General features: G+C 59.3%; 29 protein-coding genes and 2 tRNA genes. 16 read left to right on the forward strand and 15 right to left on the reverse strand.

The genetic code is table 11. The annotated features are described in order from the left end of the window. The first annotated feature begins 68 nt into the window (after positions 1-68). The 4 genes from wecB to SIB58_RS02425 are packed head-to-tail and all read left to right on the forward strand — an operon-like array spanning position 69 to position 3,201. Positions 69-1,181 carry a non-hydrolyzing UDP-N-acetylglucosamine 2-epimerase gene (gene wecB / locus SIB58_RS02410; protein ID WP_066905911.1) on the forward strand — a complete coding sequence of 371 codons (1,113 nt, stop codon included), beginning with the start codon at positions 69-71 and terminating at the stop codon, positions 1,179-1,181. Then, positions 1,162-1,707 (forward strand): DUF1643 domain-containing protein, encoded by a 546-nt coding sequence (locus SIB58_RS02415; RefSeq protein WP_231857009.1) that lies wholly within the window; start codon positions 1,162-1,164, stop codon positions 1,705-1,707. Before wecB ends, SIB58_RS02415 begins: the two co-directional genes overlap by 20 nt. Next, entirely contained in the window at positions 1,707-1,952 is a 246-nt protein-coding gene (locus SIB58_RS02420) for a hypothetical protein (RefSeq protein ID WP_066905907.1), read from the forward strand. Before SIB58_RS02415 ends, SIB58_RS02420 begins: the two co-directional genes overlap by 1 nt. Continuing rightward, the gene (locus SIB58_RS02425; RefSeq protein WP_067325855.1) at positions 1,942-3,201 is read left to right on the forward strand and encodes a cation:proton antiporter; all 1,260 of its coding nucleotides are present in this window, start codon (positions 1,942-1,944) and stop codon (positions 3,199-3,201) included. The genes SIB58_RS02420 and SIB58_RS02425 overlap by 11 nt, the downstream gene beginning before the upstream one ends. On the opposite strand, the gene gltX is transcribed toward SIB58_RS02425, so the two are convergent. The 6 genes from gltX to SIB58_RS02455 all read right to left on the reverse strand — a co-directional run bounded on the left by gltX (position 3,145) and on the right by SIB58_RS02455 (position 6,278). Then, complete coding sequence (gene gltX, locus SIB58_RS02430; RefSeq protein ID WP_066905904.1) at positions 3,145-4,578, reverse strand: glutamate--tRNA ligase; 1,434 nt, start codon at positions 4,576-4,578, stop codon at positions 3,145-3,147. The genes SIB58_RS02425 and gltX overlap by 57 nt on opposite strands. A 21-nt stretch (positions 4,579-4,599) precedes the next feature. After that, a tRNA-Asp gene (locus SIB58_RS02435) sits at positions 4,600-4,673 on the reverse strand. Between the two features lie 426 nt (positions 4,674-5,099). Beyond that, positions 5,100-5,288, reverse strand: coding sequence for a hyperconserved protein Hcp (locus tag SIB58_RS02440; protein WP_006043540.1), 189 nt, complete (start codon positions 5,286-5,288; stop codon positions 5,100-5,102). 36 nt (positions 5,289-5,324) lie between these two features. Continuing rightward, positions 5,325-5,397 (reverse strand) — tRNA-Trp (locus SIB58_RS02445). Positions 5,398-5,459: 62 nt separating this feature from the next. Next, the gene (gene rplS / locus SIB58_RS02450) at positions 5,460-5,921 is read right to left on the reverse strand and encodes a 50S ribosomal protein L19 (protein WP_066905902.1); all 462 of its coding nucleotides are present in this window, start codon (positions 5,919-5,921) and stop codon (positions 5,460-5,462) included. A 33-nt stretch (positions 5,922-5,954) separates the two neighbouring features. Then, a complete protein-coding gene (locus tag SIB58_RS02455) occupies positions 5,955-6,278 on the reverse strand; it encodes a peptidase (protein WP_082823319.1) in 324 nt (107 codons plus the stop codon). 60 nt (positions 6,279-6,338) lie between these two features. Between SIB58_RS02455 and map the strand changes: the two genes are divergently transcribed. Continuing rightward, a complete protein-coding gene (gene map / locus SIB58_RS02460) occupies positions 6,339-7,178 on the forward strand; it encodes a type I methionyl aminopeptidase (RefSeq protein ID WP_066906145.1) in 840 nt (279 codons plus the stop codon). Here map and SIB58_RS02465 read toward each other — a convergent pair. Further along, positions 7,159-7,947: an SDR family oxidoreductase gene (locus tag SIB58_RS02465; protein ID WP_156486592.1), complete on the reverse strand. Its 789-nt coding sequence runs from the start codon at positions 7,945-7,947 to the stop codon at positions 7,159-7,161. The two genes, map and SIB58_RS02465, sit on opposite strands and share 20 nt — an antisense overlap. A 2-nt stretch (positions 7,948-7,949) precedes the next feature. On the opposite strand from SIB58_RS02465, the gene ebsA reads away from it, so the two are divergent. The 3 genes from ebsA (at position 7,950) to SIB58_RS02480 (ending at position 10,051) form a co-directional block, all read left to right on the forward strand. Next, on the forward strand, positions 7,950-8,345 hold the full coding sequence (gene ebsA / locus SIB58_RS02470) for a type IV pilus biogenesis protein EbsA (RefSeq protein WP_231857008.1): 396 nt from the start codon (positions 7,950-7,952) through the stop codon (positions 8,343-8,345). Positions 8,346-8,374: 29 nt separating this feature from the next. After that, complete coding sequence (locus tag SIB58_RS02475) at positions 8,375-9,484, forward strand: phosphotransacetylase family protein (protein ID WP_067325852.1); 1,110 nt, start codon at positions 8,375-8,377, stop codon at positions 9,482-9,484. Positions 9,485-9,565: 81 nt separating this feature from the next. After that, the gene (locus tag SIB58_RS02480) at positions 9,566-10,051 is read left to right on the forward strand and encodes a DNA-protecting protein DprA (protein WP_231884138.1); all 486 of its coding nucleotides are present in this window, start codon (positions 9,566-9,568) and stop codon (positions 10,049-10,051) included. A gap of 3 nt (positions 10,052-10,054) precedes the next feature. Here the strand turns inward: SIB58_RS02480 and SIB58_RS02485 are convergent, their stop codons facing one another. Next, positions 10,055-10,498 (reverse strand): NfeD family protein, encoded by a 444-nt coding sequence (locus tag SIB58_RS02485; protein WP_066905896.1) that lies wholly within the window; start codon positions 10,496-10,498, stop codon positions 10,055-10,057. Between the two features lie 59 nt (positions 10,499-10,557). Between SIB58_RS02485 and SIB58_RS02490 the strand changes: the two genes are divergently transcribed. Beyond that, positions 10,558-11,472: an SPFH domain-containing protein gene (locus SIB58_RS02490; protein ID WP_067325847.1), complete on the forward strand. Its 915-nt coding sequence runs from the start codon at positions 10,558-10,560 to the stop codon at positions 11,470-11,472. On the opposite strand, the gene SIB58_RS02495 is transcribed toward SIB58_RS02490, so the two are convergent. After that, positions 11,469-11,921, reverse strand: coding sequence for an MAPEG family protein (locus tag SIB58_RS02495; protein WP_066906144.1), 453 nt, complete (start codon positions 11,919-11,921; stop codon positions 11,469-11,471). The genes SIB58_RS02490 and SIB58_RS02495 overlap by 4 nt on opposite strands. A gap of 231 nt (positions 11,922-12,152) precedes the next feature. On the opposite strand from SIB58_RS02495, the gene SIB58_RS02500 reads away from it, so the two are divergent. Continuing rightward, the gene (locus tag SIB58_RS02500) at positions 12,153-12,647 is read left to right on the forward strand and encodes a YajQ family cyclic di-GMP-binding protein (RefSeq protein ID WP_067325844.1); all 495 of its coding nucleotides are present in this window, start codon (positions 12,153-12,155) and stop codon (positions 12,645-12,647) included. Between the two features lie 3 nt (positions 12,648-12,650). Here the strand turns inward: SIB58_RS02500 and SIB58_RS02505 are convergent, their stop codons facing one another. The 3 genes from SIB58_RS02505 to xth all read right to left on the reverse strand — a co-directional run bounded on the left by SIB58_RS02505 (position 12,651) and on the right by xth (position 16,463). Next, positions 12,651-13,925: a carbohydrate porin gene (locus SIB58_RS02505; RefSeq protein WP_066906142.1), complete on the reverse strand. Its 1,275-nt coding sequence runs from the start codon at positions 13,923-13,925 to the stop codon at positions 12,651-12,653. Between the two features lie 43 nt (positions 13,926-13,968). Next, positions 13,969-15,270 carry a glutamate-1-semialdehyde 2,1-aminomutase gene (hemL, locus tag SIB58_RS02510; protein ID WP_067325904.1) on the reverse strand — a complete coding sequence of 434 codons (1,302 nt, stop codon included), beginning with the start codon at positions 15,268-15,270 and terminating at the stop codon, positions 13,969-13,971. A 350-nt stretch (positions 15,271-15,620) separates the two neighbouring features. Beyond that, positions 15,621-16,463 (reverse strand): exodeoxyribonuclease III, encoded by an 843-nt coding sequence (gene xth / locus SIB58_RS02515; protein ID WP_067325843.1) that lies wholly within the window; start codon positions 16,461-16,463, stop codon positions 15,621-15,623. A 62-nt stretch (positions 16,464-16,525) separates the two neighbouring features. Between xth and SIB58_RS02520 the strand changes: the two genes are divergently transcribed. Further along, entirely contained in the window at positions 16,526-16,822 is a 297-nt protein-coding gene (locus SIB58_RS02520) for a hypothetical protein (protein WP_231857007.1), read from the forward strand. Here SIB58_RS02520 and SIB58_RS02525 read toward each other — a convergent pair. Next, positions 16,800-17,477 (reverse strand): tetratricopeptide repeat protein, encoded by a 678-nt coding sequence (locus SIB58_RS02525; protein ID WP_156486591.1) that lies wholly within the window; start codon positions 17,475-17,477, stop codon positions 16,800-16,802. The genes SIB58_RS02520 and SIB58_RS02525 overlap by 23 nt on opposite strands. A gap of 128 nt (positions 17,478-17,605) precedes the next feature. Between SIB58_RS02525 and SIB58_RS02530 the strand changes: the two genes are divergently transcribed. From SIB58_RS02530 to SIB58_RS02545, 4 genes are read left to right on the forward strand one after another with little or no spacing between them, the layout of a single operon-like run. Next, positions 17,606-18,256 (forward strand): hypothetical protein, encoded by a 651-nt coding sequence (locus SIB58_RS02530; protein WP_067325901.1) that lies wholly within the window; start codon positions 17,606-17,608, stop codon positions 18,254-18,256. After that, on the forward strand, positions 18,256-18,894 hold the full coding sequence (locus SIB58_RS02535) for a hypothetical protein (RefSeq protein WP_066905884.1): 639 nt from the start codon (positions 18,256-18,258) through the stop codon (positions 18,892-18,894). The genes SIB58_RS02530 and SIB58_RS02535 overlap by 1 nt, the downstream gene beginning before the upstream one ends. Next, entirely contained in the window at positions 18,891-20,126 is a 1,236-nt protein-coding gene (gene larC, locus SIB58_RS02540) for a nickel pincer cofactor biosynthesis protein LarC (protein ID WP_066905882.1), read from the forward strand. The genes SIB58_RS02535 and larC overlap by 4 nt, the downstream gene beginning before the upstream one ends. After that, positions 20,120-21,112: a lysylphosphatidylglycerol synthase domain-containing protein gene (locus SIB58_RS02545; protein ID WP_066905880.1), complete on the forward strand. Its 993-nt coding sequence runs from the start codon at positions 20,120-20,122 to the stop codon at positions 21,110-21,112. The genes larC and SIB58_RS02545 overlap by 7 nt, the downstream gene beginning before the upstream one ends. Here SIB58_RS02545 and SIB58_RS02550 read toward each other — a convergent pair. Further along, the gene (locus SIB58_RS02550) at positions 21,067-21,978 is read right to left on the reverse strand and encodes a cation diffusion facilitator family transporter (RefSeq protein ID WP_066905878.1); all 912 of its coding nucleotides are present in this window, start codon (positions 21,976-21,978) and stop codon (positions 21,067-21,069) included. The two genes, SIB58_RS02545 and SIB58_RS02550, sit on opposite strands and share 46 nt — an antisense overlap. Here SIB58_RS02550 and SIB58_RS02555 point away from each other — a divergent pair. Further along, positions 21,916-23,037, forward strand: coding sequence for an esterase-like activity of phytase family protein (locus SIB58_RS02555; protein ID WP_231884135.1), 1,122 nt, complete (start codon positions 21,916-21,918; stop codon positions 23,035-23,037). The genes SIB58_RS02550 and SIB58_RS02555 overlap by 63 nt on opposite strands. A gap of 9 nt (positions 23,038-23,046) precedes the next feature. Here SIB58_RS02555 and SIB58_RS02560 read toward each other — a convergent pair whose 3' ends face one another. Then, positions 23,047-24,600, reverse strand: coding sequence for an ABC transporter permease (locus SIB58_RS02560; protein ID WP_082823318.1), 1,554 nt, complete (start codon positions 24,598-24,600; stop codon positions 23,047-23,049). Between the last annotated feature and the right edge of the window lie 104 nt (positions 24,601-24,704).

Consider the following 24,704-nt stretch of genomic DNA (forward strand, 5'->3'; position numbering starts at 1 on the left):
TTGGCAAGTGAATGCTTCAGAAGAGCTGCGTGAAACGCGCTTAGGATCGCTCCATCAACCCTCTGTTTATGGCTGCCAGGCCCCGTGTGACCATCGTGCTTGGCACCAGACCGGAAGCCATCAAGCTTGCTCCGGTGATTCAGGAATTCCGGGGCTGTTCAGCGCTGGATACTCGCGTTGTCCTCACGGGACAGCATCGCGAAATGGTGACGCAGGTCATGGATCTCTTCCGAATCAGGGCGGATCAGGATCTTGGCCTGATGGCTCCGCGTCAGACGCTGACGCACGTCACCTGCTCAGCTCTTCAGGGCCTGCGCGATGACTTCCAAGCTTTTCCGCCTGGACTGGTTCTGGTTCAGGGAGACACCACAACGGCCTTTGCCGCTGCTCTGGCAGCGTTTTACGAGCAGATCCCCGTGGGCCATGTGGAGGCCGGTCTGCGCACGGACAATCTCCTTGATCCATTCCCTGAAGAGGCGAATCGCCGGCTGATCTCCCAGGTGTCCCAGTTGCATTTCGCTCCCACCGAGCGCTCAGAAGCCAACCTGAAGGCTTCCGGCGTGGTCGGTCGGGTCATGGTCACGGGCAATACGGTCATCGATGCCCTCCTGCGCATGGCTGAGCAGGCCCCTGTTCTTTCTGATCTGCCCATCGACTGGGCCAATCAGCGCGTGATTTTGGCCACAGTCCATCGCCGGGAGAACTGGGGAGAGCGATTGCACAGCATCGCTGCGGGCATGCTTGAGGTTCTTGAAGGCCATCCTGACGTCGTGCTGCTGCTGCCTCTGCATCGCAATCCAACAGTTCGGGAGCCTCTGCGAGCTTTGCTCGGCGACCATCCCCGTGTGGTTCTGAGCGAGCCCCTCGACTACGACCGGTTGGTTGCTGCAATGAAAGGGTGCACCCTGCTGCTCACCGATTCCGGAGGTCTTCAGGAGGAGGCTCCCGCGCTGGGAAAGCCGGTCCTGGTGCTGCGTCGCACGACTGAGCGTCCCGAGGCCGTTGATGCCGGTACCGCAAGACTTGTCGGAACGGACACTGATTCAATCAACCGTGAGGCGTCACTCCTCCTCGATGATCCGAAGGCCTATGAGCAGATGGCCAGGGCTGTGAACCCCTTCGGAGATGGTCGAGCCAGCGGCAGGATTCTTGAAGCTGCACTTGCCTTGCTCAACGGCTGATGCCGCCTTCAGCCCCTGCGGGCGTTATCGCTGGATGCTGCGTCGTCCAATTCTCAGGCCGTCACCGGATGATCCCTTCAAGGTTCTCCTGTTTGTCGGCCTCAATCCTTCCCTGGCCGATGGTGGTCGTGACGACCCCACGCTGAGACGTCTGCAGGGTTTCGCACGGGCCTGGGGCTATCACCAGCTTGTGGTGCTCAATTTGTTTGGGAGGATCTCTCCATCCCCAGCGGCCTTGCATCGTTGCATCGATCCTGTAGGGCTGGACTGCGACCGAGTGCTGAACAGCTGGTTCGAGACATGGTCCCGCTCACCTGGCTGCGACCTGTGGTTGGGCTGGGGTGCGTCGGGCTCCCTGCATCTGCGTGACAAGAAGGTGGTCAAGATGCTCGCCAGGGCCCTTGCTGTGCGTGGGCAGGGGGCTCCTCCACTGGTGATCGGCACCACCCGCAGCGGTCAACCTCGTCACCCGCTCTATGTGGCTGCTGGGAGCCCGCTTTCCCCCTGGGCCTGTACGGTTCGCTGATGACACGCACCCCACGCCGTTACAAGATTTCGCTTCACCTCTCTGGAGGTCAAACAGAGGTCGTGCATTTCCCCACTCTCGAGTCCTTTCAGGAGTGGTACCAGGCACTGGCCAGCGGCGCGAGTGGTCAGGCTTTTGTGAATGTCCCCCTTGGGGATCTCGAAGGGGAGTATCTGGTGATTCGCCCTGAAGCGGTCATCGGTGTGCGTGTGGAACCGCAATTCGCATCCATCGATGACGCCTGAGAGGCTCGGACTGCTCTGGGGCATCACGGTGTTCGCCGGAGCCGGGGCGCGATTGCTTGCCGCCCTGTCAGGCCTTCCAGGGGTGGTGCTGTTGCTGTTGTCAGGACTGCTGATCGGACGATCCGGTCTTGGACTCGTGGAGCCTCTGGACCTGGGAGAGGGCCTTGAGACCACCGTTGGCCTGCTTGTGAGTCTCGTTCTGTTTGATGGTGGGCTGAATCTGCGCTTGCCCGGAGACACCATCAAAGCGACCGTGCTGCGGATTTCCGTGCTGCGTTTGCTGCTGTCGCTGGGAGCGGGAATTTTGGCAGCGCACTGGCTGGCCGGATTGGGATGGTCCGTGGCTGCGGTCTACAGCGCCATTGTGTTGGGAACAGGCCCCACGGTGGTCACACCGATCGTGCAACAGATCCGCCTGGCTCCTCCCCTCGGGGATGTCCTCGAAGCGGAGGGATTGGTGCTCGAGCCCGTGGGAGCGGTGCTGGCACTGTTGCTGCTTGAGCTGCTGCTGGGCGACCTCTACGGTTGGAGAGGTCTGGCGATTGGCCTGCTGTCCCGCCTGGGAGGTGGGGTGTTGATCGGAGTCGCTGTTGGATGGCTGCTTGCCGAGCTGTTGAGACGTTTGCCTTCAGAGCATGCCGTCGGCTTACGGCTGCAGTTAACTCTTGGCGTTCTGTTTCTCATGTTTGCCATCTGCGAGTGGCTGCTTCCCGAATCCGGTCTGCCGGCATCGGTCGCTGCAGGTGTTGTGGTGGGCCGTCGTCCATCCACGCAGGCCGCTCAGCTGGATGAGCTGATTCGCGAACTGGCCAGATTGGCGATCACGATGCTTTTCCCGCTGCTGGCGGCTGATGTGTCGTGGGCTGAACTCAGTCCGCTCGGCTGGGGTGGTGTCAGTTGTGTGATGATGCTGATGCTGCTGGTGCGTCCTGCAGCAGTGGGCGTTGCCACGATCGGATTGCCACTTGACTGGCGTCAACGCCTTTTCATGGGTTGGCTCGCGCCAAGAGGAATCGTGACGGCCGCCGTGGCATCACTGTTTTCGATTCGCCTTGAACAGGCCGGGATTCTCGGGGCAGGCCGACTTCAGGGTCTGGTGTTTCTCACGATTCTGATGACTGTGGGTTTGCAGGGACTGACGGCCCAGCCCTTGGCACGTGTTTTAGGCCTGATTCAGTCTGATCCTGAGGAGTCAGGTGAGGCAGCGCTTCAGACGGGGCAGGTCCTGCCCGACCCTGGCCAGCAATGACCAGGTTGTGATCAGATCCGGTCCCTTGAGACGGCCCAGCAGAGCAGCACGCAACGATTTCATCAGAACACCCTTTTTGACTCCGGCTTTGCTTGCGGCATTGGTCAGCAGTTCCTGTGCCTGTGCGGTGTCATTGCCGTCCCATGGATCACTCTCGAGCGACTCCACAAGTTGATCGATCGCCCCCCTGGCTCCATCGGCTTCAAGTTGCTTGAGCCCATCGTCCTCAAGCTCAGGACAGACAAAAAATGGTTGTGCCTGGTCAATGCCGTCCTTCAGCAGGGTGAGAGAGGGGCCGAGCAATTCGCACAAAGCGAGGCTCCAGCTCACGTCCTCAGGAAGGTTCCATCCCTGCTCGCGCCAGAGCGGCGAGATGTCCTCCAGCAGTTGCTGCGGTGTGAGGCCATGCAGCACCTGTGCATTGAGCCAGTTGAGCTTGTCCCAGTCGAAACGCGCACCGGCTTTGTTCACTCGATCGAAGCTGAACACTTCGGCTGCCTGCGAGAGAGTGAAGCGTTCCTCCATCCCTTCGGGAACAGACCAGCCAAGCAGGGTCATGTAGTTGGCGATCGCCTCAGCCGTGTAACCCATCGCCTGGAAATCATTGATCGAGGTGACGCCGTCACGCTTGGACAGTTTGCGCCCCTCCGCATTGAGGATCAGTGGGGTATGGGCGAAGATCGGGGCGGGCAGCTCAAGAGCCTGGTAGAGCAACAGCTGCTTGGCGGTGTTGGCGATGTGGTCCTCACCCCTGATGACATGCGTGATCGCCATGGCCGCGTCATCGACCACAACCACAAGGTTGTAGAGAGGGTCACCGATCTGGTCAGCGGGAGCGCGACGGGCAATAACCATGTCACCGCCTAGATCTGATCCACGCCAATGCATCGGTCCACGGACAAGATCACGCCAGTGGATCTCCTCACTGTCATCGATCCGGAAGCGGATCACCGCTTCACAGCCTTCAGCCTGAAACGAAGCTTCCTGCTCCGCTGTGAGGTGTCTGTGTCGGTTGTCGTAGCGAGGTGCCCTGTTCTCAGCTTTCTGGACCTCTCGCATGGCTGCGAGCTCCTCTTCGCTGGCGTAACAGCGGTAGGCAAGGCCTCGGTCAAGCAGCTTCTGAATGGCGGCACGATGCTCGTTGACCCGCTCGCTCTGAATCGTGGGATCTTCATCCCAGTCAATACCAAGCCATGAGAGGCCAGCAAGAATGTTGGCGGTGAACTCGGGCTTGGAGCGCTCCTTGTCAGTGTCCTCAATCCTCAGCAGAAACTGACCTTTCTGGTTTCGTGCGAACAACCAGTTAAAGACTGCTGTTCTTGCCGTACCAATGTGGAGAGTGCCCGTTGGACTTGGGGCCAGACGAACACGCACCATGGTGTGGCTCGGGATGAAGAACGGGACCGACGGGATTCGAACCCGCAACTTCCGCCGTGACAGGGCGGTGCTCTAACCGGTTGAACTACGGTCCCAGATCGGATTCAGATCGACGGTGCTCGTCCGTTGGAATCTGATCTGCGTCACTTGCGCGACTTCGAAAGTATCGACTGTTGCCCTGCCCTCCGTCAATACGCGCGTGGGTCGGGTTCAGAACAATTTGGCTTCAGAACCCACCATTTCTGAATTGGTATCAGTCATGGCGACAGGTTCGCTTTTCAGATGTCGGTTGAGGGCCCCTTTGGGAAGCTTGTTCCAGTGGAGATGAATGGACCCGAGCACACCTCAATTTGAGGCAGAACATGGGTTCCGCCTCAAGACTGCCCATCTGTTCACTAGAGGGGAAAACCCTGTTCAGACACTGAGAATGTTCTCACCGCAAGCACTTTAGGAAGACACAAAAAACCGGTGGGCACAGCCACCGGCCTCCGTGATCCCTTGCAGGGATGGATACGTTTTGGTCAGGGACGGAAACCTGCAGGCTCAATCAGACGGACCTGATTGCCACGCGCAGTGAACTCACGGCCCTGGTCGCTTTGAACGACCACACGCCCTCCGGATTTGACGCGAATGACACGGGCACGAACCCAGCCGAGGGCGGCTGATTCGAGGACCTTGACCACATCACCAGGTTGAAGATCCAACTCCATGCTCGAAACTAGGAAACTGCAGAAGGGGCCATCGGACGCGCCGTGGAGGACTTGAACCCCCGACATCAGGTTTTGGAGACCTGCGTTCTACCAACTGAACTAACGGCGCAAGGCGATGAACCCCTCGACCATCACAAACGCGATGGCATTGGATTGAACGAGGCCTAAACCTCAGCGATCGAAGCGCTGCTTCACGCGGGTGGCCTTGCCCACCCGTTCCCGCAGATAGAAAAGCTTCGCCCGACGTACCTTACCTCGGCGCTCCACCTTGATGGAAGCCACTTGAGGACTATGCAGCATAAAGACTCTCTCAACGCCGATTCCCTGAAAAATCCGACGAACCGTGATGGTTTGATTCACCCCGCCGTGACGCTTAGCGATCACCACTCCCTCGTAAGGCTGGACGCGTTCCTTGTTTCCTTCGCTGATGCGAACGCCGACTCGCACGGTATCGCCCACATAGATGTCAGGAAGATCGGTTTTCTGCTGAGCCTGCTCAAACTGTCTGATCAACTCATCAGGATTGAAACGTTCAGCCGTGGCAGCTGGAGCAGCAGTCTTCGGGGACTCGTTCTCAGTACTTGCGCCGTCTGCGTTGTCTTGTGCAGATGTGTCTTTCTGGTCCGCTGCCATCCCAGCTCCGGGTAATCACGCCAAACAATCAGCTTACCCTGCCGGCCCGCCGTCCACTGAGCGTTTCTTCCAGGCGTTTCTCCAAGACTGCAGCATCATTCCTCCGCCGGTGATCAACATCCACAGCACGCCCAGTGCATTGAGGACAACCACCACCGGCTCAAGCTGCGGCCCAAGCCATTCCCCTTCATGCAGGCTCATCAGCCAGTGGGCGTTGTCGCGGCTCACTCCGAACCAATCACGTGCCACTCGATAGCTCAGGCCCGTGATGACTGTGGTCATCAACGGCAGAAGAACCAAAGGCGCCACTTTGCTGTGCCAGCGCCGCAGTCGTGCCATCCAGAGAGCCACCGGCATTAGCTCGTCACCATTGATAGCGTGACAGCAGGACGTCGGGACTGCCCGAAGGAATCACCGATGAACTTGTTCGCTGACCTGCTTTCCTCGACCAAAACCGGAAGCGTGACGGCCACAGGCCCGCGCATTCAGCAACGTCGGGGCGTGGAGATCAAATCGGCGAGAGAGCTGAAAATCATGGCCAAGGCCAGTCGGATCGTGGCAACTGTGCTTCGCGAGATCATGGAAATGGTCGAGCCTGGTCAGACCACCGCTGATCTGGATGCCCATGCCGAGCGGCGCATTCGAGAAATGGGTGCAACGCCGAGCTTCAAGGGGTACCACGGGTTCCCCGCAAGCATCTGTTCGAGCATCAATGACGAGGTGGTGCACGGAATCCCCAGCAACAAAAAGGTGATTCAGGCCGGCGATCTGCTCAAGGTGGATACGGGAGCATTCTTCGAGGGCTATCACGGCGACAGTTGCGTCACCATCTGCGTTGGTGAGGTGAGTGAGCAGGCGGCCACCCTCAGCAGGGTGGCTCAGGAGTCACTGATGGCAGGACTGGCGCAGATCCGCTCAGGCAACACGCTGCTCGACATCGCTGGAGCCGTTGAGGACCGCGTCCATGAAGGGGGATTCAGTGTGGTGGAGGACTACACGGGGCACGGTGTGGGCCGCAATCTTCACGAAGAACCCTCCGTCTTCAACTTCCGAACGGACGTTCTGCCGAACGTCAAACTGCGACCTGGCATGACCCTGGCGGTGGAACCAATCCTCAATGCCGGCAGCAAAGCCTGTCGCACGCTCAGGGACCGCTGGACTGTGGTCACGCGCGATGGCAGCCTGTCTGCCCAGTGGGAGCACACAATCGTCGTGACCTCCGACGGATGCGAAATTCTCACGGATCGTGGCGATTAAGCCACAGGATCCTGTTGTAGACCAATCGCCCCAGCTCGATCAGAGGCATCGCCAGCAAGGTGATTGGATTGGGGGTGACGATGATCAGTGGCAGGCCCAGGTCGGCCTGCCAGAGGATCTGGCCTGCGACGAAATCAGCTGACATCACTCCGATCGGATTGAGGTTCGAACGAAATGGGCCGAGCACCAGTTTGCGCAGTTTCGGCAGCCTGGTCCTCTCCTGACGAGGAGCGCTCCAGCGCAGGCTCACGAGCTGGCCGATCAGGCGCTTGCTGAGCTCGTAAGCAGGGCTGAGTGCGGGTTGTATCTCCGCTTCCGATGTGTTCACCCATAGCTCCGGTGGATGTGCCGGTGGCTGGAGGCCCCTCTCAAGCTGCTCAAAGCGCTGCAAAAGCCTCCATTGGCTGAGGGCATTGACTTCAAGGGCCCTGTTCAGGCTCTCAGGGCTTTGATCGCCTCCGGGATTGATGCCGTGGTTGAGAACGAGCACATCCAGATCCAGCAAGGTGGAATCAAGTTCCTCTTCCTTTCCGCAGCTCCAGCAGACCCACTCCTGAGGCCCGGTCAAGCTGTTCAGTTCGGTCGGTTTGGGGCGGTGACTCAGAGCGATGACCCAGGCGCCCTTCTGTCTGAGACGTCGAGTCAGTGCACGACCCAGTTCACCTCCTGCTCCTGTGATTCCCACCCTGCGACCTGCCCAGGTTTCTGCAATAGAGCTCGAATCAGATGTCCTTGGCACAGGCTGGGCCATGGCGGTGAACTGGTGCATGCTTGAAACAGCTCGACGGTATGACGTTGTCCAGTCCGTCCGGAGACGCTCAACTGGCGCTGTTCGCTCCTTACTGCGGTGGGCTTCGCAGAGAGCAGGCCCTGCGACGTGCACTTGAACGATTGCCGTTGGGACAGTTCGAAGGGGCGCGTGCCCGCAGTGATGCACAGCCCCATCGGTACGTGCTGAGCTGGAGTGCTGCCAATGCCCCGCTGCAGGCGTGTCGCTGTGAGTTGCGCTTTCAGGACCGGGCTGATCAGCGTTATCCGTTTGAGTGCCCCGCGCATCAACTGCTGGATTGGCTGATGCAAGCTGATGAAGGTGGCCGTCAGGATTTGCCGGACAGCTTCTGGCAGTGGTTGTTGCTTGAGCAGATTGCTGATGATGGTTCCCCTTAAATTAAGGGCATCAACCTCAGACTTCCCTGATGGGCTCAACGCTGCTGATTGGATCCTGTGAACCCTTCAGTGGCAAGTCCGCCCTAGTGCTCGGGATCGCAAGGCATCTGCGCTCGGTTGGCATTCGGGTCCTTTTCGGTAAACCGCTTGCCACAAGCATGGACTGGGAATCCGATCATGGTTTGCTCCCCTCATCGTTGATCGATGACGACGTCCGTTTTGTCGGAGAGACCCTCGGGTTGCCGCCTCAGGACCTGATCCCTTCCCTGCATCTGCTCTCCCCTGATACCGCACAGCAACGGCTAGCCAAAGGAACCTTGGAGGCCGGTGAGGGGCTGGAACAACTACGCAACAGTCTTCAGCAGTCAGAGAATGGAGTCACTCTTCTCGAAGCCGCAGGCAATCTCCATGAAGGCCTGCTTTACGGACTGAGTCTGGTGCAACTGGCCCGCGATCTCGATGCACCGGTGGTGCTCGTGCATCTCTGGGAAGACAGTCGCAGCGTCGATGCGTTGCTGGCCGCCAGTCAGCAGCTCGGTGACCGACTGCGCGGGGTGGTGCTGAATGCAGTCACTCCGGATGATGTGGAAAGCCTTGAACGTGATGTGGTGCCCTCTCTTCAGGCACTTGGCATCAAGGTGTTCGGTGTGATGCCCCGATCGCCTCTGCTGCGCAGCGTCACGGTGGGCGAACTCGTTCGTCGGTTGGATGCGCGGGTGATCTGCTGTAGAGAGAAACTCGACCTCTTGGTCGAGACGCTCAGTATCGGGGCGATGAATGTGAACTCAGCGATGGAGTTCTTCCGCAGACGCCGCAACATGGCTGTGGTCACTGGAGCAGATCGCACCGATATCCAGCTGGCAGCCCTGGAGGCATCCACGCAATGTCTGATTCTGACGGGTGCCGGAGATCCGCTTCCCCAGCTGATCAGTCGAGCGGACGAACTGGAGGTGCCACTGCTCAAAGTCGAGCAGGACACACTCGGGACCGTGGAAGTGATCGAACAGGCGTTCGGTCATGTGCGTCTGCACGAGGCGGTGAAAGCGACTTACGCCTTCCGCCTCGTGGAAGAACACTGCCGCCTTGCGGACCTGCTCAGCGCCGTGGGACTGGAGCACCTTGCAATCGGCTCAAAGTGATGGTCCCGACAGGGTTCATCGCTGCTAGCTTCTAGGAACGCTCGCAGGTAGTCATTGAGCCGATCCCTTGATCTTCCTGCAATGGACAGGGTGGACACCCTCGCGCAGGAATTGGCCTTGCTCCAGGACAAGGGAGCGCGGAGGATTGCCATCCTCGGCAGCCGCCATGTTCCTGTGGTTGCCATCCATCTAATCGAGTTGATCGCCCGATCGCTTGCTCAGGAAGGCCACTCTCTGGTCACCTCAGGTGCGCAGGGGGTCAATGCAGCGGTGATCCGGGGCGTTCTCGCTGTGGATGCCTCCAAGCTCACAGTTCTTCTGCCTCAGAGTCTCAGTCGTCAGGGGCCTGAGATCCGTGATCAGTTGGAGAATGTTCTGCATCTGATCGAAAAGCCTGAGCATGACGATCTGCCTTTGCCGATGGCCAGCAGCCTCTGTAACCAGGACATCATCAGCCGTTGTGATCAACTGATTTGCCTGGCTTTTCATGACAGCGAGACACTTCTCGCCAGTTGTCGCAATGCCGAGGACATGGGGAAGGTTGTCAGCCTGCTGTTTTTCGATTGAAGCTCAGGGCGTAGGCGGGGTCGGCAGAACCTTGAGCCTGGTGCCCTCCCTGCTGATCACAAGCACGCGATCTCCGGCCCGGAGGGGAGTCTCCACATCCAGTGAACTGGCCGCCCAGCTCTGACCATGCCAGCGAACCCTCCCTTCTCCTCCGGGCTCAATCGTTGCCAGCACCTCTGCCGTGTCGTCTTTCAACCGTCGACGTCCGGGCCTTGGATTGCGCTGGGCTGACCAGCGGCTCAGCCAAAGCGTTCCCAGCAAGGTGATGAGACTGAACAGGATGATCTGAATCCAGACCTGCAGCGGCAGCAAGGCCGTCAGCACAGACACGACAAGCCCGCCCAGGACGGCGAACATCAGCCCGTCGAAACTGGGTTGCACGAGCTCCACGATCAGCAGCACGCCTGCCACCAGCAACCAGATCAAAGGAGTCCAGAGAGGTGGCATGACAGGTGGCTTGTTCGCCTCACTTTGGGGACTAGCGTCGCCTTAGACATCCAATCGTCATGGAAGCGCTGCTAAGCCTGCCTGCACTGATCCTGATCGCACTTCTCGGCAGTGGCAGTGTCAAGGTGACCAGCGGTGGTCGCTCCCGTCTTGTTGAGCGGCTCGGCAAGTACGACCGTGAGCTGCAGCCAGGGCTCTCCGTCGTGATTCCCGTGGTCGAACGCGTGGTGAGTCACGAGTCACTCAAGGAACGGGTGCTGGATATTCCTCCCCAGCTGTGCATCACCCGAGACAATGTCTCCATCGAGGTCGATGCGGTGGTGTATTGGCAGTTGCTTGAGCATTCCCAGGCGTATTACGCCGTTGACAATCTGCAGGCAGCGATGGTGAACCTGGTGTTGACCCAGATTCGTGCCGAGATGGGCAAGCTGGATCTGGATCAGACCTTCACCACCCGCAGTGAAGTGAATGAGCTTCTACTCAAGGAGCTTGATGAGGCAACCGATCCCTGGGGAGTGAAAGTGACTCGCGTTGAAATGCGCGATATCAACCCCTCTCCGGGAGTCAAGCAGGCCATGGAAGCTCAGATGACTGCCGAACGGGAAAAGCGTGCTGCGATTCTGCGTTCCGAGGGGGAAAAGGAAGCCCAGTTGAATGAGGCTCGTGGCCGTGCAGAGGCTCTCGTTCTTGATGCCCGTGCCCAGAAGGAGGCGATCCTGCTTGAGGCCGAAGCTCAGGCCAAGCAGCAAGGTGTGATGGCTGAAGCGAAGTCGGAAGCGGCGCGCGTGATGGCAAGGGCTCTGGCTGAGAGCCCTGAGGCTGAAGAAGCTGTTCGGCTGATGCTTGCTGAGACCTGGATGGCCATGGGGCAGCGAATGGCCGACTCTCCAGCCGGCAGCGTGCTGATGGTGGATCCCCAGTCGCCTGCGTCACTGCTGGCGGCCCTGAAGCAATTCCAGCAGGGCAAGAGTTAAACGATCAGCAGAGCCTTGACGCCCTCGATGTAGAGGATTCCGGTGCAAACCAGGGCGCCAGCCCAGCACAGTCCTCTCAGGGGAGGGATATTGGCTACATAGGCCGGCAGATAAATCAGACGCAGAACCGGCTGGAGCAAAGCTGCGGGAATGGCAAGCCCTTGAAGTGGCCCGATCTGAAGCACGGCGATCAGGGCCAGAAGTGCTGCTGGAGCATGCAGGCTGAACGCTTCAAAGCTGTTTTGATGCGCCCAGCTGGCCCGTTTTCCCCACTCGGGAAGACGGTCGAACATGGCCCTGGGAGCCTGCATGTCGTCGAGGGTGAAATCAGCCTGTGATCGGGCGGCACCCAGGGGAAGAATGCTTGCAATCACGACAGCTCCCGAGAACACGAGTGACAAGGCATAGGGCGCTGCGGGCGTCCTGGTGAGAAGGTCCGTGATGAACACAAACAAGCCAATCGCGGTTGAAAGGATAGTGATCGACTGTCGATCGATGCGATCACACCGTCTGCTTCGCCAAGTCGTCTGTATCCGTCTTTGTCATGCCCTTTCTGAAGCGGTTTTGGAATGGAGTTGCTGATCGAAGATGAAAATCTTTCACTATCCACCCCTTGTCAGATGTCCTGTTAGGAGCGGTTTCATGAGCATTGCTAGCCTCCAACCACTGACGCTTGATCAATGGCTTCGTATTCATTTGATGTGGTCTCTGACTTTGACCGTCAGGAGTTGGTGAATACGCTTGACCAGGTTCGTAGGGACGTTTCCCAGCGCTATGATCTCAAGGATTCCGGCACGGAGATCGATCTCGAAGACGCCGCTGTGGTGATCACCACCGCCAGTGATATGACACTGCAAGCTGTTGAAGATATTCTGCGGGCCAAGGCTACAAAAAGAAACCTATCTCTGAAGATTTTTGATTTCCAGCCAGCGGAGACAGTGGGTGGTAATCGTGTGCAGCAAATGGTCAAGCTCAAGAAAGGACTCAGTCAGGAACTGGCCAAGAAAATGAGCAAGATGGTGCGTGATGAGCTCAAGAAAGTCACCGTGGCCATTCAGGGTGACAGTCTCAGGGTCACAGGTAAGAGCAAGGATGATCTTCAGCAGGTGATTCAGTTGTTACGTTCAAAAGAAGACGAGCTGGATGTGCCGCTTCAGTTTGAGAACTATCGCTGACTTTTAAAGACTCAAATTGATTTGTACGCCTCCGGCCCAGATGCCTGGCACTTTGCCCTCTCCACCTGGATTGATAATCCATTGCATCACTGGCTGAATTTGCAAAATCTCTGAAAGATAAAATGAATAATTCAACTCGATTGTTCCCTCGTAACTCAGCCCAGGGTTGATGGTCGGGCTGAAACTGGTTCGACCAAGACCGAGTGCAAGCACATCGAGTGGTCTGCGAGGAATGATTCCTTGGCTTAACCACCCACCTGCGATGAAGGTCGGGTAAGGGTTATTGGCAGGGTCGAGGCTTACTGTGCCACCAGCCCAAACTCGATTGTCGAGTCCGATCGGCACATCCACAGGCCAAGTGAGTGATCCGTAAACGCCGCGGTTGATTCCTTCTCCAAGCTTCTTTGCATTGTCGACTAAGAGGCGCGTTGATGAGAAATAGCCTCCGAGCTGAACTTCAGGCAGTGGTAACTGTCTGATCACAGTCTCCTTTGTATTGGGAATATTGATCTCTGCCGATAGATCAGTTCTGGATCGGAGCGGATTGGTTTCCCATTGCAGAGCCTGAACACCGCCCTGCACATTGGGGATCCCTGGATCAACGCCAAGGCTGGCCGCAAGACTGGTCTGAGGGTTCAGGTAGAAGTAAGCATATTCCAGTGAACCAAGAGATTCCGAATGAGCCTGAAGTTTGACTCCAGGAGCTATGAAAGGATCAATCGGTACTCCCACAATCAGCAGGTTTAACGTGTTGTTGAGGACTGAGCTGATGTAACTGCCCATGGCGGGAGCAGAAATAAAGCCTGGTTCTCCAGCCATGACAGGATCTAGCGACATCACGCCAAGCTCTGCTTGCCACCAGCTTTCACCGCGATTTCTGACCACGGAGGCTTCGGTGATCCAGGTCCCCACAGAATTCACCAGGGTCTGCAACGTGAAGGCAGATCCCAGATCTGTGTTCAGATCAGGATTGCCGGCATCGTTGGTCAGCTGCACATTGAGCTGCCAGTGGTCCAGTTCATTCCAGTGCTGCTGGCTCTTGCCAAAACCGCTGCTCAGGGACAGATCGAGCACCACAGCCTGATACCAGCTCGAGGCTGAAGGATTGGTACCACCGCTGATTCCTGCCATGGGCTCTGCCGTGTAGTCGATGCTGAGATCGATCCATTCAGGCAGCTCAAGCCAGGTCTGAAGTGGGCCTCCCCGGCTGGGAGAGCCCTGCATTGATACGACCACGAGGGTCAATCCGACCAATGCCTTTTTGAGCTGGGACCCCATGCCGATGCTGGGATATGGCATAGGGGGTGAGCCTGATTCGGAATCAGGCGACAGCAGCGAAGCTGTCTCGGAATGCCTGAATCGTTGCTTCGATGTCCGCGTCGGAATGGGCCAGGGAGGTGAAGCCGGCCTCGAAGGCTGATGGAGCAAGGTACACGCCGCGCTCAAGCATGGCGCGATGCAGTTTGCCGAAGCGTTCAGCATCGGTTGCCTTCGCCTCTTCGAAGTTGCGCACAGGCCCTTCGCAAAGGAAGAAGCCGAACATGGCGCTCACGCTTCCGGTCGTGATCGGAAGGCCGGCAGAGGTCGCTGCCTCATTGATGCCAGTAACCAGCTTCTCAGTGGTTGCAGTGAGTTTTTCGTAGCTACCGGGCTGCTTCAGAAGCTCGAGCGTCTTGATGCCAGCCGTCATGGCGAGGGGATTTCCGCTCAGCGTGCCGGCCTGGTACATGGGGCCCGCAGGAGCGACCATCTCCATGATTTCGCGTCGACCGCCGTAAGCCCCTACGGGAAGTCCTCCGCCAATCACTTTGCCCATGGTGGTGAGATCAGGAGTGACACCGAAATGGGCCTGGGCGCCGCCGTAACTGATGCGGAACCCCGTCATGACCTCGTCGAAGACCAGCAGTGCACCGTTCTCCTTGGTGAGTTCGCGCAAACCCTCAAGGAAACCAGGCTCGGGCTGGATGAACCCGGCATTGCCAACGATGGGCTCGAGGATCACACCTGAAATGGCATCCGGGTTTTCAGCGAAAAGCTGCTTGACGGCCTCCAGATCGTTGTATGGAGCTGTGAGGGTATTGGCCGTGGTGCTGCGGGGAACGCCAGGTGAGTCAGGCAGGCCGAGGGTGGCCACACCGGAACCGGCCTTCACCAGGAACATGTCCGCATGGCCGTGGTAGCAACCTTCGAACTTGATGACCTTGTCGCGTCCTGTGAAGGCGCGCATCAGTCGCAGCACGGCCATGCAGGCTTCTGTGCCGCTGTTCACGAAGCGCACCATCTCCACGCTCGGAACGGCATCGATCACCATCTCAGCCAGGGCATTCTCAAGAGCACAGGGGGCTCCGAAGCTGGTGCCTTTTTCGATCGTTTCCTGAAGCGCACTGATGACTTCGGGATGGGCATGGCCACAGATCGCAGGTCCCCAGCTGCCGACGTAATCGATGAATTTGTTGTCATCAACGTCCCAGGCGTAGGCGCCCTTGACTCGATCGAAGACGATCGGCTGGCCACCCACAGATTTGAATGCACGCACTGGGGAGCTCACGCCACCAGGCATCAGAGCCTGGGCGGCACTGAACAGCTCCTGGGAGCGACTGGTGTTCAAGCTTGGTGCTGTCACGGGGGCGGATGCCAAGGGGCCGATGCAAACCGTGCCACATCCTGACCCAAGAACGTGCCAAAACGGCTGATCTGTGTAGGAAGCGGGGATTCCGGAACTTGTGATACAGACATCGGCATCGTGTTTTAGGCCCTGATCAGGTCTCGCCTGGACAGCGTCCAAGCCGGATCTGAGCCGATTCCCAGCCTTGTGAGGCGTTGTAGGTCCCGCCAAAGAACGACTTGTTTAAGACTGTGACGGATCGAGGATGAACTGGTCCGCATCCTCTCTTCAGGCCGGGATAGGGCGCTTTTTGAACAGCCTTGCTGCCACCAGCCTGCTGTCAACAGCTCTGCCATAGGCCTGTGGCTTCAATCAGCGATGAAGGTCTCCTGATCATCATCAACCTCCTCCTCCAGCTCCCAGGAGAGGTCAACCACCACAGGTGCATGGTCACTGGGTTGCTCTCGGCCACGCTCCCTTTTGTCGATCTGGCAGCTAAGGGCAAGTTCCTGAAGATCGCAGCTCAGATAGATGTGATCAATTCTCCAGCCGCTGTCACGGTTCCATGCACCGCTGCGGTAGTCCCACCAGCTCCAGTGGCCGCTTCCCGTCTCGAACAGCCGGAAGGCATCTTTGAGATCATCACCAAGCGCCAGGACCAAGGCATCGCGTTCAGCATCTGAAGCCATGATTCCTCCGCTGAGACGATCGGGGTCATGCAGGTCTCTGGCTTCCGGTCCGATATTGAAATCACCCACAACGCAGAGGGGCTCGTCCCTTGTCTGAGCTGCCCGCAGATACCTCGCTAGACATGAGAGCCAGTTCAGTTTGTAGTCATATTTCTCGGATTCAAGGCTGGAACCGTTGGGCACGTAGAGATTGATCACCCTGATCCCATCGACAAGAGCACTGATCACCCTCTTCTGCTGACCCAGCTCTTCAGCTTCAGGATCAGTCCCCAGTTCTCCGATGAACCCCAAGCGCACGTCCTCCAGGGGATGCCGGCTGATCAGGGCCACTCCGTTGTAGGACTTCTGACCATGGATGCTGACGTTGTAACCCCTGGATTGGAAGGGCTCGAGCGGAAAGAGCGGATCATCAACCTTGGTCTCCTGCAGGGCCAGCAGATCCACACCGCTCTGCTCCAACCAGCGGACGACGTGATCCAGTCGAGTGCGAATCGAATTGACATTCCAGCTTGCGATCTGCACGGAGACCCTGATGCACCTGATTGGAGACCCTTAGCATCAACCGCATCCGAGCATTCGATCCCATGCAATCGCTCCGCCTGACCTCCGGTGTTGCGTTCGCCGTATCCAGCGCAATGCTCTCGGTTTGCCCTGCTGTCTACTCACAGACAACGCTTTCACAGCCGAGTGTGATTGAGCGCAATGAGGATCGCGATATTTACAACACGCTCCCCGGGGAAGGCAAGAAGAACGGATCGGTCCTGGATGTCACCAACCCCATGGAATTGATGAGGTCTCTGCGTCAGGCGACTTCCATGAACGATGCCACCGATCCAGTCGATGCCATTGATGAGGCACTCAGGGAGTTGTCACAGCCTTGAGGCCTGGCTTTGCCGGTCTGTTCCGTGCAGCTTCGAGAGCCCAGCGCAGTTCAAGTGTTTGTAGATCAGTGCCAGTTGGTGCCAGGTTTTTGTTCAGTGTCCTGGCTTTCCTGAGCAGGGCGACGGCAGCGTCCCCTTGACCCTGATCCCGTTTCAGCAGGGCGAACGCCAGCAACGGCTCAGGTCGTTGAGGGTTGTCGTCGATCAAGTTGCGGTAGCGATCGGAAGCCTTTTTTGTGTCACCTGACAAGCGCTGCAGATCGGCCAACAGCAATCCCAGCTTCAGCCGACGTTCAGCCGGAAGGGATTCAAAACGTGCGCTCAGGCGCTTGATGGGCTCTGCGCCCTGGTCGGTCTCCTGTGAAAGAAAAGCCCACAAGGTCATCACTTCGAGCCGATCAGGGTGCAGGCGCTGCAAAGGCCTCAAGGTGCGGAGGGCTGCTTCTCGATCTCCGTCCTCGTACTGCGCGCGAGCCAGCAACAGTGACCATCGCCAGTCGCTCGGATGGCTCTGAACCTGAGTTTTGAGCATCTCCAGACCTGAGACGTCGGCGGCGGAGGAGTGTTTCTGAATGGTTGTCGGGGAGTGAGTCTCAGTCCAGAGATGGGTCACTGTCCAACCTGCGACCACACACAGCCCTGCAACTGCGCCCAAGCTCGCCAGTGTTTTCGTCGTTTGACGCCTGTAGCCCGGCACCGTGTCGTGGGAATGCTTCGCCAGTCTGAGGGTCTTTGTCGAAGCTGGCTAGAGTTGCCACGGGCCAGTGGATGCCCCTGAATCTGATGCGCGACCATCCCATCCCTGCGGTGACCGAGCCGCTGCAATACCGGGCAATCGGCGTCGTGCGCGGAATGTTCCGGCCCGAATCTGAAGATCAGAGCACCCGTGGCCATTTGGTTGATGCCGATGGCCAGAAACTTGATGCTGTTGTTTTGGGGCGCATGCTCACGTTGATGCGCCGTCATCTCGACATGAGCAAGCCTCACCTCTGGGTGGTGTACCCGCGGTGCAGAGAGGCAGGCCAGTTACATCTCCAAATCGCTGGAATCTGGGAGCCCAGCACCCTCTCAGCTTCGGATGAAGAGACAGCATCCACGGACGCGTCCATGGATGAGCTGCCTGAAGGTGACGATTACTTCTCGATCAGGGGCGAGCTCATCTATACCAAGCCAGAAGCTTCCGAGGTCGTTATCAAAGTTCGTCAGCAGCCACGCGCTGATGGCTTTCGCCCTTTGCCCTTCAAGTTGCAGCTCAGTGGTGATGTGGAGCTTGCGCATTTACGCCATTTCGTCAGCCTCGACGTGCGTCGCCAGGGACAGATGCTTCAGGTGCAGGCGACAGAAGTGATCGCACCGATGCCAACCCGTGGTGGCAAGGGACGTGGTGGTGCCTCCCGCCGCCCTGCAGACCGCAGTCGGTCGGCTCGCAGCTGATGAACGCATCTCCCGTCTCTGCCACCACGGCGGGTCTGGCAGTGGCCGGTTGCACAGGTCTCGCGGTGTTTGGGCCGTTGGTGGGACTATCGCCTGCCTGGATCGCTCTGCTGGTGGGTGGAGGTTTGCTGGGTCTCACCCTCGATGCTTCCCAGCTCGAAGGGATGGGTGGTCATCTTCTGGCCGAAGCTCTCCCTGGAGGTCGGATGCGTCTGCGACGGGTGGCACGCCACGAAGCTGGTCACTGGCTGGTTGCGCGTGAGGAAGAGATGAAGGTGCGGCGCGTGCTGGTGGGTACCCGTCCCTGCCTGGAGGCTGGCCTGCGCTGCAATGGAGCAACCGAATTCGACCTCCCTGATCAGGTCCGCTTGCCCATGGAGGATCTGCGCCGCTGGAGCCGCGTGCTTCAGGCGGGAATGGTGGCAGAAACCCTGTTGGAGGGATCGGCAAGGGGAGGGGCTGATGACCGGGCGCTGCTTGGCAGGATCTGGGGAATGTCAGGTCAGGATGTGGAAACGGCACAACGTGAACAGCGACGTGCTCGACGTGAGGTGGAGCAGTTGCTGAAGAAGCGTCTGAATGATCTGGACGCTGTCGCTGAAAGGCTGCTGGAGGGCCTCGCTCCGGAGGTGGCATGACGCCTGGCCTCGCCGCCTCCTACGTGGTGGATTGCCCGACGGGCCTGGCCGGGGACATGTTGTTGGCGTCCTGTCTGGATCTGGGGGTTTCCCCAGAAGTGATTCACGCGCCGCTGCGTGCCCTGGGTTTTGAGAATGGGTATGCCCTTCGAGTCGAGGAGGCGCATAACGGAGGCCTGCGCGGCCTGCGTCTCGAGGTTGAGTTGCGGGAGGAACATCCGCCTCATCGCCACTGGGGCGAGTTGCGGCAAAGAATCCTCAAGGCTGCGCTCTCTCCCTTTTTGCAGGACAAGGTGTTGTCGGTGTTCACCGCACTCGCTGAAGCCGAGGCAGCCGTTCACGGGATTGCCGCTGATCATGTGCATTTCCATGAAGTTGGAGCCATGGACAGCCTTGTGGATGTGGTTGGCGTTTGTGCTGCCATCGAGCATCTCAATCCGACATCGCTCTGGTGTGTCCCTCCTCCAGCAGGACGGGGCGGAGTTGCCACGGCTCACGGCCTGCTGCCCGTCCCTGCTCCAGCCGTACTCGAGCTGGCGCGACGTCATGGTGTGGAACTGCGCTGGGGCGGGGACTGGCCAGAAGCTGAGCTGACAACTCCGACAGGTCTGGCTCTGATGGCTGTGCTGGCCGATGGCTTTGGATGGCCAGAGAAGTTGGCTCCTGAGGCTGTTGGAACTGGCCTGGGCCATCGTGAGCTGGACCGCCCTAACTTGCTGCGCCTCATCCGTCAGCATCCTCAGGTCTCTGGTGCAACCAACCAGCCCCGTTGGCAGGACCTGATCATTCAGGAGGCCTGGATTGACGATGTTTCGGCTGAAGCCATGGCATGGCTGATTCAGCAGCTGCGTGATTCGGGTGCTTTGGATGTCGCCTGCTCTCCGCTGCAGATGAAGAAGGGACGTCCAGGAACTGCCGTGACGGCACTGGTGCTGCCTGAGCAGGCAGCTGATCTGCGCCGGATCTGGTGGAGGGAGAGTCCAACCCTGGGACTGCGCGAGCGGCGTCAGGGGCGCTGGGTGCTGCCGCGGCGTCGAGGCGTTCTCAGCACTCCATGGGGTGAGCTGGCGGCCAAGCAGATGTTGAAGCCGGACGGAACTCAGTCCGTGAAGCCCGAGCGGGATGCCCTTCAGCAACTCGCACACCGCGCTGGACTCTCTCCGGAGACTTTGTGGCAGAAGCTTTCTCAGGAGAGGCTTCAGTTCAATCCGGAGCAGGAGTGGACATGCTGAAGCGTTTCAGATCCCTGCTTTCGCTGAAGCTCCCGGGAGGCCTGAAGCTGTGGATCACCCTGCTGGCGCTTGGATTTGTGGGCTGGGCGCTGGCCGGTCATGCCGTGGGACTGCGCTCGCTCTCGATCACAACACAAGGCTGGTGGTGGCTTGTGTTGGCCCTCGGCCTCAGTTGGCTGAGTTTGCTCGTGAATGCGGGCGCTTGGCAGGTGCTGGTGGGTTGGCTGGGACATGGCACAGGCTCAACACCGCTGCTGCCTCTGTATCTGAGCAGCAATCTGCTCAAGTATCTGCCCGGCGGGGTGTGGCATTTCCTTCGGCGGGTGAGGGCTTTGGGGCCTTCGATCGGTACGGGGCCGGCACTGGTGTCCGTCTTGCTTGAGCCCATGTTGATGGCGGTGGCGGCCCTGCTCTGGGTGCCCTTTGGTGGTTGGCAGAACGGACTGGCCTTGCTGGCACCATTGCCTGCACTGCTCCTGCTTCCACGCTGGAGAGAGCCCTTGCTCTGCCGGCTTGAACGCAGTCGTTTGCGGCAACTCAACCGCTCTGATCCCGATCTGGCCTCCTTGCCTCCCCTGGATCAGTTGGGAAGTGGCCGCAAGAATTACCCCTGGGCACCTCTGATGGCCGAGCTGGTGTTCATCGCTTCACGCTTCTCCGGTTTCTGGTGCTGCATTCAGGTGTTCGGGCTGACCCCGGTGCTGCCGATCGGCAGCTGGATGGCAGCCTTTGCCCTGGCCTGGGCGACAGGGCTTGTGGTTCCCGCTGCACCAGGGGGGCTTGGTGTATTCGAGGCGATTCTGCTGCTGCGCCTGGGTTCATCCGTGCCGGAGGCAGCACTCCTCGCCGTGGCACTCAGTTATCGCCTCGTGGTCACTCTTGCGGATCTACTGGCTGCGGCAGGCGTGAAAATGGATGGTCTGATCGCCCTGCGCGTCGCTCAGCTGAGTGATTCTCCGCAGTCCTCATCGGGCTCCTCCAGCTGAACCGTGCAGTGCTCGATGCCCTTGTGTTGCATCGCCTGCCGAACCCCGCTCAGCAGCTGCGGATCCTGATCGCTCAGGCCCGCATCTCTCTGAAGGTGAACAGTGAGTGCCACGCGCGTTCCGCCGATGGACCAGATGTGCAGATGATGGACGCCCTGCACCCCTGGCATGGCTTGCAGATCGGCCAAAACGGCGGCTGGATCAATCCGATGGGGAACTTCATCCATCAGCTCGGCGAGGCCATCGCGCAACAACATGATCCCCAGCCATCCCACGCTCAGGCCAACTCCAAGACCTGTGAGGGGATCAATCCATGTCCAGCGGGTGATGGAGGTCACCAAGGCGCTCAGCAGCACCGCCGCTGAGACCGCTGCATCTCCGAGCAGGTGAAGAGCAGCAGCTCGGCGGTTCAGATCACCATGGTGATCTGAACCGAACAGGCGGGCGGAGACCAGGTTCACCACCAGGCCAGCGCCTGCTGCGATGGCGACCGGCCAGGCCACCACCAGCTCCGGTTGTCGGAACCGCTGGATGGACTCCACGCAGACCACTGCGGAGGCCATCAGGATCAAGACGGCGTTGGCGACGGCTGCCAGCTGGGTGGAGCGTCCGAAGCCATAACTAAACCGACCCTTGGCAGGTCTCTGGCTCAGGCTCTCCGCTCCCCAGCCCAGCAGGAGTCCCATCACGTCACCGACGTTGTGTAGGGCATCGCCGATCAGTGCGATCGATCCGAAGGCGATCCCAACGGCGATCTGCAAACCGCTCAGGCTGGCATTGAGCAGAACCGTCCACCGGAATGCTTGTCGACTTTGGCCGTGGCCGTGGCCGTGGCCGTGGTCGTGGCTGTGGTGATGATGTTCCAATCGAACTTGGTACCTAAAAACATGATGGCCGCAGCCTTGCCGGCTTTGCCATCGCCAGCACAGGCACTTCCTTGCCCTCTGGCGGCTGGCTGGGAGTTGATTCACAACATTGAACTCCCAGGGCGAGGGTTGGATGGAGATCGTGTTGGTGGCTTCTCCGCAGTGGCCTATCAGCGGAAGGAGGACCGTCTCTGGTTGCTAAGCGACGCAACCACGGGCTACTTGGTGTCGTTCACTGGCCTGAGCCGTTTACTGCAAGGTGAGCAGGCATCGCTGCAAGGTGGTCGACGTCTGCTGTTGAGGGGGCGAGAGGGTTCATCTCTGCCAGCGGACTTTGACGGTGAGGGGCTGGTGCTTAACGGCAATCAGATCTGGATCGTCAGCGAGGGGCGCCGACGTCCTGAGAGAAGGGCAAGACTGCAGAGTTACAACCTCTTGAACGGACGCCTGCAGCGCGAGGTCCCCCTTCTTGCTGATTGGCAAGAGACAGAGGGGCAGGGACTTGCTGCCAACAAAGGGCCTGAAGCACTCACGCAGATGGCATCCGGTGATCTGGTCATGGCAGCCGAGGCTCCACTGATTCAGGACAGCGCTCAGCAGGGCAAGGACTGGGTTCGGTTCGCTCGTTTGCGCACCGGTTCGGATCATCGGCTTGAGCCCCATGGGGGGTTCGAGATCGGACCTGCGGGTGCAGCGGTCAGTCTGAAGCTGGGTTTGACTGAACTGCTGGCCTTGGGAGAGGGCCCAGCAGTTCTGGCGCTGCTGCGCAGTTTTGCCTTGCCTGTGGGGTGGTCTGCCCATCTTCAGGTTCTGCGTCTGTCGGGAAGTGAGTCGCCGTCCGCTCCGCCGATTCAAGCGTTGCAAAGCTGGGATCTGTTGGCGAGTGGCCTGCCATCAGCCAACTGGGAGGGAATGGCCTGGGGACCGGTGATGAAAGATGGTCGAATTCCGCTGGTGCTGGTGAGTGACGATGGTTTTCACCCTTTCCAGAGCAGCTGGCTGTCCGTTCTGGCTCCGCGACGCGGGCCGGATTGTGTGCCCAATCGTTTCGCCTTCTGATCCCGACCTCTACTCCGAATCAAGATCCAATCGCGGCACCAGAGCTGATGAAGCAATCAGACCCAGGACCAGGATCATCAGCGCCGGCCAGACCGCAGCGGCGAGTCGCTCATCACCTGCGTACTGAAACACCCTCACCGCAAGCGTGTCGAAATCGAAAGGTCGTAGCGCGAATGTGAGCGGCAGCTCCTTGACGGTGTCCACGAACACCAGCAGGCTGCCAACGAGGATCGGGCCTCGTAGAAGCGGCAGATGAACCCGTCTGAGCACGGCCGGCCAACGCAAGCCCAGCCCTGTTGCTGCTTCGTCAAGGCTGGGAGAGAGTCGCTCCAGAGCTGCATCAATGCCCCCCTTGTTCACTGCGAGGAAGCGATCGCTGTATCCCCAGAGCAGAAGCAGGATTGGAGACAGTTGCCATGGGGCGCCGATCACCAGCAGAGCCAGCGCCAGAACTGCCCCTGGAATGGCGTAGCCCATGCCCGCAAGAAAAGTCACACCTCTGAGCCATCTGGCAGGACTCCAGCGCTTGGCAATGGCCAGCAACATTGCCGCCAGGCCCGCCAGCAGGGTCGCTGCCAGCGCGAGACCCAAAGTGCGCAGGGTGAGCAGCAGCAATTCTGGTGTCAGACCGGTGGCCAACTGCTGCCAGTTCATTGCGCCCCACAACAGCGGAATGCCAAGGGTGATCAGGGGAGGTAAAGCTCCAAGCACCTGGGCGGCGAAGGCCCTTCCGCCGCTCAGCATCCATGCAGGAGATTCTCCTCCTGCAACACCTTCTGACCAGCGGCGGCTGCGGCTGCGCAGTCTGCGTTCGCCGAACAGAAGCACCATCACGATGCAGAGTGTGATCAGAGCAAGACCCACAGCACCAGCGGGATTGCCCTCGATTCTCCAGGCCTCGATAATTCCAGCCGAAAGACTGGGAATGCCGAGCAGTTGCACGGCACCATATTCATTCAAAACCTCCATGCCCATGAGGGCAATGCCTGCACCGATCGCCGGCAGGGCCATGGGCAGTGCGATGCGGCGGAAACTGTTCCAGGGCCCCACACCCAGTGAGCGGCAAGCTTCCAGTTGCCGGCGTCCACAGATCGTGAAGCTTTCGGTGCTCAGCAGGAAGACATAGGGGTAGGTGGTCAGCGCCATCACAACGATTCCCCATCCCATCCCGTTGATGGTGATTCCCTCCAGACTGCCGATATCCACCAGAGTCGCCGCCAGCAGATACGACGGATTGGCGAGTGGCAGCAGCTGGGCAATCCGCAGCCAGCGGCGGCCTGGGAATCGGCAGTTCGCCAGCAGCCAACCGTTGGCGGTTCCGATCACACCTCCCATCAGGCTGGTGCCGAGGAGTAGCACCACCGTGCCGCGGATCTGGAGCAGACCGTCGGGTCTGAGGCTGGCATTGCCGCTGCTTACGCCACTGAGTCCTTCGCCCAGCAGGCCGATGACAGGAAGCAGGGCCAAGAACGCAATTGCCACCGCTCCTGCCACCAGCCAAAAGCGGCCTGACAGCAAGCTGCGCGTACGCGTGAGCACTCCTTGCCGAAGGGGATCTGCCATGGAGGAACTGTCGCTATTCACGCTTGAATCACTTATGAGGTCTGGTGATCAGGAGCTGAGCAGGCTTTCGGCACTGTTCGCTGGAGCCAGTAGCTGTGGCGTTC

Source organism: Synechococcus sp. MIT S9504, assembly GCF_047497135.1.
In the GTDB taxonomy this organism is placed as follows: Bacteria; Cyanobacteriota; Cyanobacteriia; order PCC-6307; family Cyanobiaceae; genus Synechococcus_C.